Source organism: Pseudomonas sp. FA117, from assembly GCF_057370475.1.
The window spans coordinates 2173231-2187322 of record NZ_CM170675.1; the positions used below are offsets into that span (position 1 = coordinate 2173231).

General features: G+C 63.1%; 14 protein-coding genes and 2 tRNA genes. 8 read left to right on the plus strand and 8 right to left on the minus strand.

The features are described from left to right. Nucleotides 1-85: 85 nt before the first annotated feature. The 3 genes from ahpC (at nucleotide 86) to AC1TXO_RS10120 (ending at nucleotide 2635) form a co-directional block, all read left to right on the plus strand. The gene (gene ahpC, locus AC1TXO_RS10110) at nucleotides 86-649 is read left to right on the plus strand and encodes an alkyl hydroperoxide reductase subunit C (RefSeq protein WP_004375926.1); all 564 of its coding nucleotides are present in this window, start codon (nucleotides 86-88) and stop codon (nucleotides 647-649) included. 125 nt (nucleotides 650-774) lie between these two features. Further along, nucleotides 775-2337 (plus strand): alkyl hydroperoxide reductase subunit F, encoded by a 1563-nt coding sequence (gene ahpF / locus AC1TXO_RS10115; protein WP_486406173.1) that lies wholly within the window; start codon nucleotides 775-777, stop codon nucleotides 2335-2337. 106 nt (nucleotides 2338-2443) lie between these two features. Next, nucleotides 2444-2635, plus strand: coding sequence for a hypothetical protein (locus AC1TXO_RS10120; RefSeq protein ID WP_486406174.1), 192 nt, complete (start codon nucleotides 2444-2446; stop codon nucleotides 2633-2635). A gap of 1 nt (nucleotide 2636) precedes the next feature. Here the strand turns inward: AC1TXO_RS10120 and AC1TXO_RS10125 are convergent, their stop codons facing one another. The 3 genes from AC1TXO_RS10125 to nhaR form a co-directional block, all read right to left on the minus strand. Beyond that, nucleotides 2637-3284 carry a YceH family protein gene (locus AC1TXO_RS10125; protein ID WP_486406175.1) on the minus strand — a complete coding sequence of 216 codons (648 nt, stop codon included), beginning with the start codon at nucleotides 3282-3284 and terminating at the stop codon, nucleotides 2637-2639. Between the two features lie 84 nt (nucleotides 3285-3368). Then, the gene (sstT, locus tag AC1TXO_RS10130) at nucleotides 3369-4580 is read right to left on the minus strand and encodes a serine/threonine transporter SstT (protein WP_486406176.1); all 1212 of its coding nucleotides are present in this window, start codon (nucleotides 4578-4580) and stop codon (nucleotides 3369-3371) included. A 96-nt stretch (nucleotides 4581-4676) separates the two neighbouring features. Further along, nucleotides 4677-5570, minus strand: a complete 894-nt coding sequence (nhaR, locus tag AC1TXO_RS10135; RefSeq protein ID WP_486406177.1) for a transcriptional activator NhaR — start codon at nucleotides 5568-5570, stop codon at nucleotides 4677-4679. 134 nt (nucleotides 5571-5704) lie between these two features. Here nhaR and AC1TXO_RS10140 point away from each other — a divergent pair, with 134 nt between their 5' ends. Together AC1TXO_RS10140 and AC1TXO_RS10145 are read left to right on the plus strand one after the other, a co-directional pair. Next, nucleotides 5705-5953, plus strand: a complete 249-nt coding sequence (locus AC1TXO_RS10140; RefSeq protein WP_486406178.1) for a hypothetical protein — start codon at nucleotides 5705-5707, stop codon at nucleotides 5951-5953. 15 nt (nucleotides 5954-5968) lie between these two features. After that, nucleotides 5969-6721 carry a TerC family protein gene (locus AC1TXO_RS10145; protein ID WP_486406179.1) on the plus strand — a complete coding sequence of 251 codons (753 nt, stop codon included), beginning with the start codon at nucleotides 5969-5971 and terminating at the stop codon, nucleotides 6719-6721. Nucleotides 6722-6783: 62 nt separating this feature from the next. Here AC1TXO_RS10145 and AC1TXO_RS10150 read toward each other — a convergent pair whose 3' ends face one another. Then, complete coding sequence (locus AC1TXO_RS10150; RefSeq protein WP_186669065.1) at nucleotides 6784-6963, minus strand: hypothetical protein; 180 nt, start codon at nucleotides 6961-6963, stop codon at nucleotides 6784-6786. Nucleotides 6964-7120: 157 nt separating this feature from the next. Here AC1TXO_RS10150 and AC1TXO_RS10155 point away from each other — a divergent pair, with 157 nt between their 5' ends. Then, complete coding sequence (locus AC1TXO_RS10155; RefSeq protein WP_486406180.1) at nucleotides 7121-7858, plus strand: peptidase C39 family protein; 738 nt, start codon at nucleotides 7121-7123, stop codon at nucleotides 7856-7858. A gap of 100 nt (nucleotides 7859-7958) precedes the next feature. On the opposite strand, the gene AC1TXO_RS10160 is transcribed toward AC1TXO_RS10155, so the two are convergent. Then, the gene (locus tag AC1TXO_RS10160) at nucleotides 7959-9242 is read right to left on the minus strand and encodes an NAD(P)/FAD-dependent oxidoreductase (protein WP_486406181.1); all 1284 of its coding nucleotides are present in this window, start codon (nucleotides 9240-9242) and stop codon (nucleotides 7959-7961) included. Between the two features lie 202 nt (nucleotides 9243-9444). On the opposite strand from AC1TXO_RS10160, the gene AC1TXO_RS10165 reads away from it, so the two are divergent. Further along, nucleotides 9445-9521 (plus strand) — tRNA-Val (locus tag AC1TXO_RS10165). 137 nt (nucleotides 9522-9658) lie between these two features. After that, nucleotides 9659-9735: transfer RNA gene (locus AC1TXO_RS10170), tRNA-Val, on the plus strand. Nucleotides 9736-9839: 104 nt separating this feature from the next. Here AC1TXO_RS10170 and AC1TXO_RS10175 read toward each other — a convergent pair. The 3 genes from AC1TXO_RS10175 to AC1TXO_RS10185 all read right to left on the minus strand — a co-directional run bounded on the left by AC1TXO_RS10175 (nucleotide 9840) and on the right by AC1TXO_RS10185 (nucleotide 13993). Further along, entirely contained in the window at nucleotides 9840-11471 is a 1632-nt protein-coding gene (locus AC1TXO_RS10175) for a BCCT family transporter (protein ID WP_486406182.1), read from the minus strand. A gap of 140 nt (nucleotides 11472-11611) precedes the next feature. Next, a complete protein-coding gene (locus tag AC1TXO_RS10180; protein WP_486406183.1) occupies nucleotides 11612-12733 on the minus strand; it encodes an FAD-binding oxidoreductase in 1122 nt (373 codons plus the stop codon). Between the two features lie 3 nt (nucleotides 12734-12736). After that, entirely contained in the window at nucleotides 12737-13993 is a 1257-nt protein-coding gene (locus AC1TXO_RS10185) for an aromatic ring-hydroxylating oxygenase subunit alpha (RefSeq protein ID WP_486406184.1), read from the minus strand. Between the last annotated feature and the right edge of the window lie 99 nt (nucleotides 13994-14092).

A 14092-nucleotide genomic window follows, 5' to 3' on the forward strand; every position in this document is an offset into this window, starting at 1 on the left:
TGAGCCATTGCCCATGTCATTGGATAGGATTACTCCATCGAAAGTTACTCACCCCAAGTTAACCCACCTCGAAGGAGCGTTTCCGATGCCAATCATCAACAGCCAGGTCAAACCGTTCAACGCCACTGCCTACCACAAAGGCGAGTTCGTCCAGGTCAGCGAAGCCGACCTGAAAGGCAAATGGTCGGTAGTGTTCTTCTACCCGGCCGACTTCACCTTCGTCTGCCCGACCGAACTGGGTGACCTCGCTGACAACTACGCCGAGTTCCAGAAGCTGGGCGTCGAGATCTACGGCGTGTCCACCGACACCCACTTCACCCACAAAGCCTGGCACGACACCTCGGACACCATCGGCAAGATCCAGTACCCGCTGATCGGTGACCCGACCCACGTCATCTCGCGCAACTTCGACGTGCTGATCGAAGAAGCCGGCCTGGCCGATCGCGGTACCTTCGTGATCAACCCGGAAGGCCAGATCAAGATCGTCGAACTGAACGACGGTGGTGTAGGTCGTGATGCCGCCGAGCTGCTGCGCAAGGTCAAGGCTGCCCAGTACGTTGCCGCTCACCCAGGCGAAGTCTGCCCGGCCAAGTGGAAAGAAGGCGAAGCCACTCTGGCGCCGTCGCTGGACCTGGTCGGCAAGATCTAAGGTCATGCAGCAACCGAGGGCGGTGAGCAGCCGCCACAGCTGAAGTACTCACTGCCCCGTCAAGCGCCCGGGCGACCTCGCCTGGGCGTTTTTGTATCCGAGTTTTGTAAAAGGAATCGCCCCGTATGTTGGACGCCACGCTTAAATCGCAACTGAAAACCTACCTGGAGCGGGTCACCCAGCCGATCGAGATCGTTGCTTCCCTCGACGACGGCGCGAAGTCCCGTGAAATGCACGACCTGCTGGTGGAAATCGCCGGCCTGTCGAACCTCATTACCCTGCGCGAGGACGGCAGCGACGCGCGTCGCCCTTCGTTCTCGCTCAACCGTCCCGGGGGCGATATCAGCCTGCGCTTCGCCGGCATCCCCATGGGTCACGAATTCACCTCCCTGGTACTGGCGCTGCTGCAAGTCGGTGGCCATCCGTCCAAGGCCAGCGCCGAAGTGATCGAGCAGATCCAGGCGCTGGAAGGCGAGTTCACCTTCGAGACCTACTTCTCGCTGTCGTGCCAGAACTGCCCGGACGTGGTCCAGGCTCTGAACCTGATGGCGGTGCTCAACCCCGGCATCCGCCACGTCGCCATCGACGGTGCGCTGTTCCAGGCAGAAGTCGAGTCGCGCAAGATCATGGCGGTCCCGAGCATCTACCTCAATGGTGAGCTGTTCGGCCAGGGCCGCATGGGCCTGGAAGAAATCCTCGGCAAGATCGACACCAGCGCCGGCAGCCGCCAGGCCGAGAAGATCAACGCCAAGGACGCCTTCGACGTACTGGTGGTCGGCGGTGGGCCTGCGGGCGCTGCGGCAGCCATCTATGCGGCACGCAAAGGCATCCGTACCGGTGTCGCAGCCGAGCGCTTCGGTGGCCAGGTGCTCGACACCCTGGCGATCGAGAACTTCATCTCCGTGCAGGAGACAGAAGGGCCGAAGCTGGCCACTGCACTGGAAGAACACGTCAAGCAGTACGACGTCGACATCATGAACCTGCAGCGCGGTGAGGCGCTGATTCCAGCCAGCGCTGGCGGCCTGCACGAAGTGCGCCTGGCCAGCGGCGCCTCGCTCAAGGCCAAGACCGTGATCCTCGCCACCGGTGCCCGCTGGCGCGAGATGAACGTGCCCGGCGAGCAGGAATACCGCGCCCGTGGCGTGGCCTACTGCCCGCACTGCGACGGCCCGCTGTTCAAGGGCAAGCGTGTGGCGGTGATCGGCGGCGGCAACTCGGGTGTGGAAGCGGCCATCGACCTGGCCGGTATCGTCGCCCAGGTGACGCTGATCGAGTTCGACAGCCAGCTGCGCGCCGATGCGGTGCTGCAACGCAAGCTGCACAGCCTGCCGAACGTCAAGGTGATCACCAGCGCCCTGACCAAGGAAGTGCTGGGTAACGGCGAGAAGGTCACCGGCCTGCGCTACGAGGACCGCACCAGCAACGAGATCCACGAGCTGGCGCTCGAGGGCATCTTCGTGCAGATCGGCCTGCTGCCGAACACCGATTGGCTCAAGGGCACAGTCGAGCTGTCGCCGCGTGGCGAGATCATCGTCGACGCCAAGGGCCAGACCAGCATCCCTGGTGTGTTCGCCGCCGGTGACGTGACCACGGTGCCTTACAAGCAGATCGTCATTGCTGTAGGCGAGGGCGCCAAGGCGTCGCTGGCAGCCTTCGATCACCTGATCCGTACTTCGGCGCCGGCGTAAGTCAGCGGGGGCCTCATCGCGGGCTTGTCCCGCGATGAGGCCCGCAGAAACAAAGCATTCTCCGAGGGTGTCTATGCTTGACGCAGACTCTCTCAGGAATCGCGCCATGATCCCGATCAGCCGAGAACCCTGGTGGCTGGTGCCACCCAAGCCCGGTCAGCTGGAGCAGGACCTGCACTGGGGCTATCTGGAAATCTACCCCGACGGCCGTACCGTGTTCGTAGACCAGCGCCCTAGCGACCAGGAACTGGCCGAACGCAAGAGCTGCCGCAATTTCCCCGAACCTGACCAGCCCTGACTCAGCCTCCGAGCTCGGCCAGCCGCGCTTCCAGTGCCGCAACCCGGGCTTCCAGCGCTTCGATTCGCTCGTCCGAAGCACTGCCGGCCGCACCCCGTGAGCCGCCTTCCTGCTGGCGGGCGGCGAGGATCGCCTCGATCTCTGCCGGATCGCCCAGGGCATGGGTGTAGCGGTCTTCGCGCTGGCCAGGCTGGCGCGGCAGGTGCAGGGCCAGTTCACGCGAAACCAGGCGCTCCAGCTGATGCTGGACCTGGTCGACGTCTTCGAAGTCGTGCAGGCGATTGCTGCGGGTCAGCAATTCGTTGAGGGTCTGCGGACCGCGCAGGAACATCAGCCCCATCAGCACCAGTTGCGCGGGCACCAGTTCCAGTGCCTTGTCCACCCGCTGCTCCCAGCGGTCGGCGCGGCTGCCCATCTGCAGGCGGGTCATGTCCTGGCCTTCCAGCGCGCGCAGCGCCTGGCCGACCTGGCCGGGGGAGAGGTTCATCACCGGTTCCCGGCTGGTCTTCTGGTTGCAGGCCAGGACCAGGGCATTGAGGGTCAGCGGATAACTTTCCGGGCTGGTGGCCTGCTTCTCGATCAGTGCGCCGAGGATACGGATCTCGACGCTGTTGAAGCGGCCTTCGCCTGCGGTTTCGTGTTCTGACATGGCCCTTTCTCGTTGCTAGGAAAAGGCCACTAGCCTAGGCCCTGCGCCGGGCTTAGGCAATTGCTGCCATCGATGTCGCCCGCCTCAGGCGGTCCGGCGCTCGATGGCCTCGCACGCAGCTGCGGTGAACAGCACGTCGGTCGAGGAATTCAATGCGGTTTCCGCCGAATCCTGCAGCACGCCGATGATGAAGCCGACAGCCACCACCTGCATGGCGATCTCGCTGGGGATGCCGAACAGGCTGCAGGCCAGGGGGATCAGCAGCAGCGAACCGCCGGCCACGCCCGAGGCGCCGCAGGCGCAAACCGCCGCCACCACGCTGAGCAGCACGGCAGTGGGCAGGTCGATGGCAATCCCCAGGGTATGCACCGCAGCCAGGGTCAGTACGGTGATGGTGATCGCCGCGCCGGCCATGTTGATGGTCGCGCCCAGCGGAATCGACACCGAATAGGTATCTTCATGCACGCCCAGGCGCTGGGCCAGCGCCAGGTTCACCGGGATGTTGGCCGCCGAGCTGCGGGTGAAGAACGCGGTGATGCCGCTTTCACGCAGGCACAGCAAGGTCAGCGGGTAAGGGTTGCGGCGAATCTGCCAGAACACGATCAGCGGGTTCATCACCAGTGCCACGAACAGCATGCAACCGATCAGCACGCTCAGCAGGTGCAAGTAGCCCAGCAAGGCGTCCAGGCCCGATTCGGCCAGGGTCGAGCTGACCAGGCCGAAGATCCCCAGCGGCGCGAAGCGGATCACCACGCGCACCAGTTGCGTCACGCCGTTGGACAGGTCGTCGATCACCCCGCGGGTGGCCTTGCCGGCCCGGCGCAATACCACGCCCAGGCCGATGGCCCAGGTCAGGATGCCGATGAAGTTGGCATTTACCAGCGCGCTGACCGGGTTGTCCACCGCGCTCAGCAGCAGGCCCTGCAGCACTTCGCTGATGCCACCGGGAGCCGCCAGCGTGGCCTGCCCGGAGCTCAGTACCAGCATTGAAGGGAACGTCATGCTCGCCACCACGGCCACCACCGCTGCACCGAAGGTGCTCAGCAGGTAGAGCCAGAGGATCGGACGGATATGGGTCTGCTGGCCCTGTTGATGGTTGGCGATGGAGGCGATGACCAGCACGAACACCAGGATTGGCGCCACGGCCTTGAGCGCCGAGACGAATACCTTGCCGAGGAATCCAAGATCTCGGGCCAGGCTCGGGGCGACCAGCGCCAGGGCGATACCGGCAGCCAGGCCGATGATGATCTGTGTCACCAGGCTGGTGCGGCTGAGAAAACGAAAAACAGGGGTCATGTGCAGCGTGTCTCGGGTTTGAACGAACCGCGAACTGTAGCACAGCATCTGTAGGACATGGCCGACGTCGGCGCGCCGGCCAAAGCCTGGCCGCGCTCACCAGTTGAACAGCTCCCGCCGCGCCCCCTCGGTGATCGCGACGATCCCCGGATGCTTGACCTTGCGCTCCACCGAAATCGCGTAGAACGATTCATGCACCGCCTCGGTCTGGCCGATCAGCTCGACCCCGTACTGGCGGCACACCTCATCGGCAATCACGCTGGGTGCCACGAAGATTCCACTGCCGGATTGGCCAAACGCTTGCATCAAGGCGCTGTCGTCGAATTCGCCGACGATACGCGGCTGCACCTGCTGCTCGGCCAGCCAGCGCAGCAGACGGCTGCGGACCACGGTTTCCTGCCCTGGAATCAGCAGCGGCGCATCGTTCAGGCAGGCGGGGAAGGGCAGTTGCAAGCGCTTGGCCAGCGTGGAGGTAGCGAAAAAGCTCAGGCCGCACTCACCCAGTTTCTGGCTGTAACCCTTGATGTCCAGGTGACTGGGCATGGGGCTGTCGGAGATCACCAGGTCAAGGCGCTGGATCGCCAGGTCCGCGAGCAGACGTTCGAGCTTGTCTTCGCGGCAGTTGATGCGCAGCACCTCGTCCAGCTCCATGGTCGGTGCCAGCAAGCGGTAGACGATGGACTTGGGCACCACATCGGCCACTCCCACGCGAAACAGGATCTGTTCCTCGGGCCCTGCGCGCAGCAAGGTCTCCAGCTCGCTGCCGATCTGGAACATCTGCTCGGCGTAGGCCAGTGTCTGGCGACCGGTTTCGGTCAGTTCCAGTTGCCGGCCCACGCGCTGGAACAGCTCAAGGTTGTAGGTCTGCTCGAACAGGCTGATCTGTCCGCTGATGGTCTGTGGCGTGAGGTTCAATTGCTCGCTGGCGCGGGTGATGCTGCCGGTGCGGGCGACCACCCAGAAATAATGAAGCTGACGATAGTTGAGCATGCTATCTCGTCTGGATTCGTAAAAACCGAAGTATAACAGCTGAAAATACGAATTTTCCTGAACTATCACGCGCTCTAGAATCCCAGTCCATCAGGCGCCGCATGCGCCGTCGAATATCGACAAGCGAGGACACCATGCTACAACTGAAATCCATCGGCACCCCGTTGGTACTGGCCTTGGCGCTGCTGGCCACGGCCGGGTGCGACCAGGCCGAGAAATCCGCGCAGCAGGTGTTGAACCAGGCAGCCGAGTCGGCCAAGCAGGCAATCGACAAGACCAACGAGGCTGCCCAGCAAGCGCTGAACGACACCCTCGGCGGCGAAGGGCAAAAGCCCGAGAGCCAGCAGGACAAGCAAGACAAGCACGACACCCAGGACATCTGAGCGAAGGAACACTAAATGGAATACCTGCTGGAACTTGCCGCGAGCCCGACCGCCTGGGTTGCCCTGGCCACACTGGTGGCGATGGAGATCGTGCTGGGCATCGACAACCTGATCTTCATCTCGATCCTCACCAACAAGCTGCCTGAGGCCTATCGCTCCAAGGCGCGGCGCATCGGGATCAGCATGGCGCTGATCATGCGCCTGGCACTGCTCTCGACCGTGGCCTGGATCGTCCAGCTGACGGAGCCGGTGATCGAAGTGTTCGGCCACGCCTTCTCCTGGAAGGACATGATCCTGATCGCCGGTGGCCTGTTCCTGCTGTGGAAGGCGACCAAGGAGATCCACGAGAGCGTCGACCCGCACGGCGCCAAGGAAGAATCCAAGGCCGGTGGCACGGTGACCCTGGGCTTCGCCGCGGCGATCGGCCAGATCCTGTTGCTCGACATCGTGTTCTCGGTGGACAGCATCATCACCGCCGTAGGCATGACCGAGCACCTGCCGATCATGATCATCGCCGTGATCAGTGCCGTGATCGTGATGCTGGTGGCTGCCGATCCGCTGGCCAAGTTCATCAACGACAACCCGACGGTGGTGATGCTGGCGCTGGGCTTCCTGATCATGATCGGCATGACGCTGATCGCCGAAGGTTTCGGTGCCCACGTACCGAAAGGCTATGTGTACGCCGCGATGGCCTTCTCCACTGTGATCGAGATCCTCAACATCATGGTCCGCCGGGCACGCCTGAAGCGCGAGGCGGCTGAAGGCTGACACCGGGCTGAGGCAATAGAGAAGGGGCTGCCAGGCAGCCCCTTGTTCTTTTGCGGATCAGGTCAATGTGCCCCGGCGTGCCGGCGGGTGCGATGCAGCGGCTGCGGCTTGGGCGCGGTGGCGGCCTGGGTGTGGTGCGGTCGGGCATGGCGCCTTGCGATGCGCAGTACCCCCCAGAGCATGGCGGCGGCGACGCTCAACCACATCGCGACCAGCATGAAGATTGCCATTGTCAGGCTCATGTGTGCCTCCTTCTCTCGGGGCAGCTGTGGGCTGTTCCCTCCAGACACTTACTTAGTCTAGCCGCAGGTGTGTGACGTTCCATTGACCGAAGGTCTATTGCTTGGGTCGTTTCGTTCCAAGCCCGAGGCGGGCTATACCCGGGCCGCGCAGGCGCCTATGATCGGAGCCCAGTGCCGGGCGCTGTCTGCCGGGCGTCGGAACAAGCGAGTGTCCATGTCGCAGCATTTCCTCACCTCCCTGAGTCCACGCCGCCTGCTGGCGGCCTGCCTGGTGGCCGCCAGCCTTGCCGGTTGCGCCACTGCTCCACCAGCGGCGCTCGACAAACTGCCGCAGCGGGTCGAGATCAGCAGCGTGCCGTTCTATCGCGGCAATGCCAACCTGAGCGGCTCCATGGCCCTGGCCGCGGTGCTTTCGCAGCAGGGCGCACCGATCACCCCAGGCCTGCTGGACAAGTCGCTGAACCTGCCGCAGGGCGTGGCGTCGCTGGAAACCGGCATTCCCCGGGTGGCCCGCGAGTACGGCATGGTGGTCTATCCGCTGGACAAGCGCCTGGATGCCTTGCTCACCCAGGTGGCGGCCGGCCATCCGGTGCTGCTGCGCTATCACGACGGCTCGGCACTGTGGGGCGAGCCCCGCTATGCGGTGCTGATCGGCTATGACCGCTACAAGCAGCGGGTGCTACTGCGCTCGGGGATGGCGCGGCGGCATCTGCTGGACTTCGACACCTTCGAGAGCGCCTGGGCCAAGGAGGGGAGTTGGGCGGTGCTGGTGCAGCCGCCGCAGCGCCTGCCGGCCCAGGTCGACCGCCAGCGCTGGCTGAAGGCCGCCGACGAGTTGGCGCGCGACGGCCAGGAGATTGCAGCCAGACAGGCGGTGCGCAGTCTCGGGCAGTAATTGCTGACGGTATTGATTCCATTTCGCGGGTAAACCCGCTCCCACAGATGCACGTTTGTGGGAGCGGGTTTACCCGCGAAAAGAACAATACGGTGCTACATCAGAACCCCAGGCGATCGCGCAGGCTGTAGTACCAGGCGCCAATGGCGCTGAACGGCACGCGCAGCATCTGGCCACCCGGGAACGGGTAGTGCGGCAGGCCGGCGAAGGCGTCGAAACGCTCGGCCTGGCCACGCAGGGCTTCGGCCAGAACCTTGCCTGCCAGGTGGGTGTAGGTCACGCCATGACCCGAGCAACCCTGGGAGTAGTAGATGTTGTCGCCGATACGACCGACCTGCGGCAGGCGCGACAGGGTCAGCAGGAAGTTGCCGGTCCAGGCGTAGTCGATCTTCACGTCCTTGAGCTGCGGGAAGGCCTTGAGCATCTTCGGCCGGATGATCGCCTCGATGTTCGCCGGATCGCGTGCACCGTAGACCACGCCACCGCCGAAGATCAGGCGCTTGTCGCTGGTCAGGCGGTAGTAGTCGAGCAGGTAGTTGCAGTCCTCGACGCAGTAGTCCTGCGGCAGCAGGGTGCGGGCCAGTTCCTCGCCCAGCGGTTCGGTGGTGATGACCTGGGTGCCGCAGGGCATGGACTTGGCTGCCAGTTCCGGTACCAGGTTGCCCAGATAGGCATTGCCCGCGACGATGACGAACTTGGCGCGCACCTTGCCCTGTGGGGTGTGCACCACCGGGTTGGCGCCACGCTCGATGCGCACGGCTGGGGTCTGCTCATAGATGACGCCGCCCAGCGACTCGACCGCCGCGGCTTCGCCCAGGGCCAGGTTCAGCGGGTGGATGTGGCCACCGCTCATGTCGAGCATGCCGCCGATGTAGTTGTCGCAGGCGACCACTTCACGGATGCGCTTCTGGTCCATCAGCTCCAGCTGGGTATGGCCGAAGCGTTCCCACAGGCGTTTCTGCGATTCCAGGTGGCCCATCTGCTTGCTGGTCAGGGCCGCGAATACGCCGCCGTCCTTCAGGTCGCACTGGATGTTGTACTTGGCCACGCGTTCACGGATGATGCGCCCGCCCTCGAAGGCCATCTGGCCCAGTAGTTGCGCTTCCTTGGGGCCGACGGTGCGTTCGATGACATCAATGTCGCGGCTGTAGCTGTTGACGATCTGCCCGCCGTTGCGGCCCGATGCGCCGAAACCGACCTTGGCGGCTTCGACGACAGTCACCTTGAAGCCGTTCTCCAGCAGGAACAGCGCGCTGGACAGGCCGGTGTAGCCGGCGCCGATGATGCACACATCGGTTTCCACCTCACCCTGCAGCGCCGGACGTGGCGGCACCGGGTTGGCCGAGGCGGCGTAGTAGGACTGGGGGTAGGGGGTGTTGGCCATGCTCGGAAAACCTCGTGTTTTATATTTTTAACGAATGTACCGATGCTATCAATAATAATAAACACCCGCTAGTCGTACGGTGAAAATCCTTTACAGCGGTGTGGCGCAGGTTAACCGGGCAAACATTTTTAGAATCAGTAGCTTAGCTCGAAAAAAACTGTTGACAGCGATTTTCTAACGCGTAGAATGCGCCCTCATCGACAGGCACATAGCTCAGTTGGTTAGAGCACCACCTTGACATGGTGGGGGTCGTTGGTTCGAGTCCAATTGTGCCTACCAAATCGAAGAAAGGGGCGATCCGCAAGGGTCGCCCTTTTTTGCGTCCGGCTTTCGGATCGGGTCGCAAAGTTTTTGATTTTTTTGAAAAAAACGCTTTACAGGTACGTATATGATCACTAATATGCGCACCACACGACAGGCACATAGCTCAGTTGGTTAGAGCACCACCTTGACATGGTGGGGGTCGTTGGTTCGAGTCCAATTGTGCCTACCAAATCGATGAAAAGGGCGATCCGCAAGGATCGCCCTTTTTGTTTGCGCGCGATTTGAGAATATAGCCAAGGGCCGTGCAACGGCACGGCCCACTCTGTCGCCCGATTACTCGACCACAGCCGCTACCCGTACCGGTTCCACGGTAACCCTCGGCGGGGTGCCCAACGTCACCGACCCTTCCTGCGCCCGCAGGCTGCGGGCCAGGCTGTAGCCGGTCACCAGCATGTACAGCGCAATCGGCAGCCCCACCACGATACTGGCCATCTGAATGGCGACCAACCCGCCCGCCACGATCAGGCTGGCCGCGATAGCCCCCTCCAGCACGCACCACATCACCCTCAGCCAATTCGGCGGATCGATGCTGCCAAGCGAGTTGAGCATGCACAGTACCTGCGTCCCGGCATCGGCGGCGGTAACGAAATGCACGGCCAGCAACAGGCAGACGACGATACTGAGAATGCCGCCGATGACCGGGCCGTCAAGGCGTGCAAGCAGGGTGAACATCGCCGTCGTGGTGTCATGACGGGTCGCCTCCAGGATCGGGCCCCCGGCAAATGCACCGGCCGCCGTCTGCTCGGCGACGGGCAGCGCTGCATGGGCGTGACGTGCCTGCTGCTCGTCCTTGAGTGCCGAGCCGCCGAACACTGCCATCCAGATGATCGTCACCAGGGTCGGCACCAGCAGCGCACCGAACACCAGTTCGCGAATGGTTCGCCCGCGCGAGATGCGCGCGATGAACAGCCCCACGAACGGCCCCCAGGTCATCCACCATGGCCAGTAGAACGCCGTCCAGCTGTTCTGCCAGCCGCTGTCGTGCTGGCTGTCGGTCCAGAAGCTCAGCCCGACGATGTTCTGCACGTAGTCGCCCAGCGACTCGAGGAACAGGTTGAGCAGGTAGTTGGTCGGGCCCAGCAGCAGCACCACCAGCATCAGGCCGATGGAAATCCACATGTTGACCGTGCACAGGCGCTTCATGCCCTTGGACAACCCGGCCACCAGTGAAATCGAGGCGATCACCGTGACCACGGCGATGATCCCTAGCTTGAACGACAGGCTCACCGGCACTGCGAACACATCATGCAGCCCGGCGTTGATCTGCTCGACGCCCATGCCCAGCGACTGCGACACCCCGAAGGCAGTCACCGCCGCACCGATGATATCCACGGCATGCCCGATGGGCCCGTAGATACGCTGCCCGATCAGTGGGTACAGCACCGAGCGCAGCGCCAGTGGCAAGCCTTCGCGGTAGGCGAAGTAGGCCAGGCCCAGGCCGATCACAGTGAAGATCGCCCAGGGATGCAGGCCCCAGTGGAACAGAGTCAGGCGCATCGCCATGGACGCCGAGGCATCGCTGAGCCCTGGCGTAAAGGGGTTGTTGGCATAGTGCAGCACGGGTTCCGCGACCGACCAGAAGATCAGGCCGACACCCATGCCGGCGCTGAACAGCATGGCGATCCAGGCCGGGAAGCTGAACTCCGGACGCTCATCCTCACGCCCCAGACGCAAGGTGCCATAGCGGCTGAACGCCAGGACCAGCAGCAGGCACAACACACCGCTGACCAGCGCGATGTAGAACCACTTGAGGTTGGCCAGAATGGCATCGGAGGCGCTCTTGAAGACCGCGGCAGCTTGCTCGCCCTGGGAAGCGCAAAGGGCCACGAAGGCCATGACGATCAGCAGTGACCAAATGGTCACCGTGGGGTTGAGGCCTTTGAACAGGCCATGTTTTGCACGCATCGGCTAGATCCTTTTTATTGTTGCAAACCGTGGGCGCGGGGCCTCGGGCTTGGCTTCTTCGCTGATTGGGAATGGCAGAACATTCGGCGTCGAGCGCCGGGTGGTGGATAGAAGCGACAACGGCGCCCGAAGGCGCCGTGTCAGAGGTCGATGACCAGGTCCGAGGTTGGCCGGCTGCAGCACAGCAGGCGCAGCCCTTTGTCGATCTCGCGTTGGCGGATGCCGCCGTTGTGCTGCATCTCTACGCTGCCTTCGAGCACCGCGCTCTTGCAGGTGCCACACACGCCCTGGCTGCAGGAGGAGGGCACTACCGCCCCGGCTTGTTTCGCCGCAGCCAGTACGGTCTGGTTGGCGCGCATGGTGAAGGTCCTGCCCGAGCGCGCCAGGTGCACGGTGAAGGTGTCCTGCGCCTGCTGTGGATTGCAGGGCGGTGCCTGGATGCTCGGTTCCGCGCTGATGTCGAAGCTTTCCTGGTGATAGCGCGCCAGGTCCAGGCCGCCGTCGGCGAGCAGGGCGCGGGTTGCATCCATGTAACCCTTCGGTCCGCAGGTGAACACTTCACGCTCGCGAAAGTCCGGAATCTGGCGTTGTAGTTGATCTAGCGACAAGCGCCCGATCGGGCCGCTCCACTGTGGTTCGTCGCCCAGCGCTTCGCAGAAGAACAGGGTGCGCAGCCCCGGCAAACGGCCGGCAAGCTGCGCCAGTTCATCACGGAAGATGATGTCGGCCGGCGTGCGCGCGCTGTGCACGAAAACGATGTCGAGCTCGGCATGCAGATCGGCTGCGGCGCGCGTCATGGCCATGAGCGGGGTGATCCCGGAGCCGGCCGACAGGTACAGCAGCTTGCGCGCAGGCCCCGCGACCGGGGTGAATACTCCGGCCGGCCCCGAAGCCTGGAGCGTCGAGCCGACGTGCAGGTGGTCATGCAGCCAGTTCGACACTGTCCCGCCCGGTACGCGCTTGACGGTGATCGAGAAACTGAACGGCCGGGTCGGCGTCGACGAGAGGGTGTAGCAGCGCGAAACGCTCTGGCCGTCGATCAACGGCGAAACCGTGAGGAACTGCCCTGGCTCGTAGGCCAGGGCGTGGTAATCGGGGCAGTGAAAGACGAAGGTCTTGACGTCGTGGGTCTCATCGATCACCGCCAGGCATTCGATACGCTTGCTCTCACCACTGTTCCACTGGGCGCCGAACACGGTCCAGTGATCGCTGTCGGCGAAGCGCAGCTCACGCGTGCCGTTGATGCTCTGGTACAGGCTCATGGCTCAGACTCCGTGGGCAGCAAGGCGCGAGGCGTACCAGCGGGCGAACTGGTCGACATAGGGTTCGGTGAATTGCGAGTACGCCCCAGGCACGAAGGCCGGGTCCTGCGTACCGCTGTGGGTGATGGCCACCAGCGCGGCGTCCTGCTGGGTAGTGGCGACCCAGACTTCGGTCAGGCGCTTGAGGTCGTAATCGACGCCCTCGACCGCCTCCTTGTGCACCAGCCATTTGGTGCGGACCAGGGTGCGTTCCGGCGACAGCGGAATGATCCAGCTGATCATCGCGTGGTCGCTCATCACGTGGCACCACGCGTTGTTGCCCCAGAGGTGGGTGTCGCCCAGATCTCGCCGGGTCAGGTTGCCCAGCAGCCGGGTGCAGGCAACCTTGGTATCGAGCGTCTGCGACTCGCCGCTGCCGGCAATGATCATGCGTTGGGTGCGGAACTGGGTAGGGGCGTTGTCGTCCAGGTGCTCCACGGTCTGCCACAAAAGGCCCGAACGTTCCCAGTCGGCCTCGATGTCGGCCTTGCGAATCTGATAGGCGTCATAGGAGGCACGGGCCTCTTCGCTCATTTCCTCGAAGCTTACGCCCAGGTCTTCGGACTGGTAGGAAACGATCAGCTCCGGATGAGTCCCTTCGCAGTGATAGCACTCGCGATTGTTCTCCATCACCAGCTTCCAGTTGCCGTCCTCGACGTAGTCCAGTTCGTGGGCGATGCGGGTGTTGGCAAGGTCGAACGGGGCGAAGCGCGGGCCCATGACCGCTTCCAGGTCGCGGATATCTTCGGGTGGCTCAACGCCCAGGCAGATCAGCACATGGGCGCCAATGACCTTGCAATGGACCGGGATCAGGCTGCGGCACTTGGGGTCGAAATCCTTGCCCATGTTCTTGGCGTGCCGCAGGCTGCCATCGAGATCATAGGTCCACTGATGATAGGGGCAGACCAGCATGCCGACGGTGGACTTGCCAGGTGCTTTGAGGCGTGCGCCGCGATGGCGGCAGACATTGCGATAGGCGCGTACTTGTTCATCGTCATCGCGCACGATCAGTACCGACGCCTTGCCGATATCCACGGTGAAGACATCACCGGCTTCTTCGACGTCGGCCGTCACCGCCACTTGAATCCAGTGCTTATAAAAGAATATATCCAGGTCGGTATCGAAGATGTCCTGGCGACTGTACAGTTCACCGGCCATGCCGACACCCGGTTGACGCGCAGCGATCAGTTCCCGATGGGAACGCAGGGAGGCAATGATCATTGTTATCCTCAGGCACTTTTATTATTGGATATGCAAAGGCTTTTTATATGGCCTCGATTATCAAAGTGCCCTGTGGGAGCGTCAATGCGGTTAATTTTC

Coding starts and splice junctions, on each gene's coding strand:
- AC1TXO_RS10160 (WP_486406181.1), bottom strand. CDS start 9,242: ATGGCCAACACCCCCTACCCCCAGTCCTACTACGCCGCCTCGGCCAAC.
- AC1TXO_RS10125 (WP_486406175.1), bottom strand. CDS start 3,284: ATGTCAGAACACGAAACCGCAGGCGAAGGCCGCTTCAACAGCGTCGAG.
- AC1TXO_RS10175 (WP_486406182.1), bottom strand. CDS start 11,471: ATGCGTGCAAAACATGGCCTGTTCAAAGGCCTCAACCCCACGGTGACC.
- AC1TXO_RS10120 (WP_486406174.1), top strand. CDS start 2,444: ATGATCCCGATCAGCCGAGAACCCTGGTGGCTGGTGCCACCCAAGCCC.
- AC1TXO_RS10145 (WP_486406179.1), top strand. CDS start 5,969: ATGGAATACCTGCTGGAACTTGCCGCGAGCCCGACCGCCTGGGTTGCC.
- nhaR (WP_486406177.1), bottom strand. CDS start 5,570: ATGCTCAACTATCGTCAGCTTCATTATTTCTGGGTGGTCGCCCGCACC.
- sstT (WP_486406176.1), bottom strand. CDS start 4,580: ATGACCCCTGTTTTTCGTTTTCTCAGCCGCACCAGCCTGGTGACACAG.
- AC1TXO_RS10185 (WP_486406184.1), bottom strand. CDS start 13,993: ATGATCATTGCCTCCCTGCGTTCCCATCGGGAACTGATCGCTGCGCGT.
- ahpC (WP_004375926.1), top strand. CDS start 86: ATGCCAATCATCAACAGCCAGGTCAAACCGTTCAACGCCACTGCCTAC.
- ahpF (WP_486406173.1), top strand. CDS start 775: ATGTTGGACGCCACGCTTAAATCGCAACTGAAAACCTACCTGGAGCGG.
- AC1TXO_RS10180 (WP_486406183.1), bottom strand. CDS start 12,733: ATGAGCCTGTACCAGAGCATCAACGGCACGCGTGAGCTGCGCTTCGCC.
- AC1TXO_RS10150 (WP_186669065.1), bottom strand. CDS start 6,963: ATGAGCCTGACAATGGCAATCTTCATGCTGGTCGCGATGTGGTTGAGC.
- AC1TXO_RS10155 (WP_486406180.1), top strand. CDS start 7,121: ATGATCGGAGCCCAGTGCCGGGCGCTGTCTGCCGGGCGTCGGAACAAG.
- AC1TXO_RS10140 (WP_486406178.1), top strand. CDS start 5,705: ATGCTACAACTGAAATCCATCGGCACCCCGTTGGTACTGGCCTTGGCG.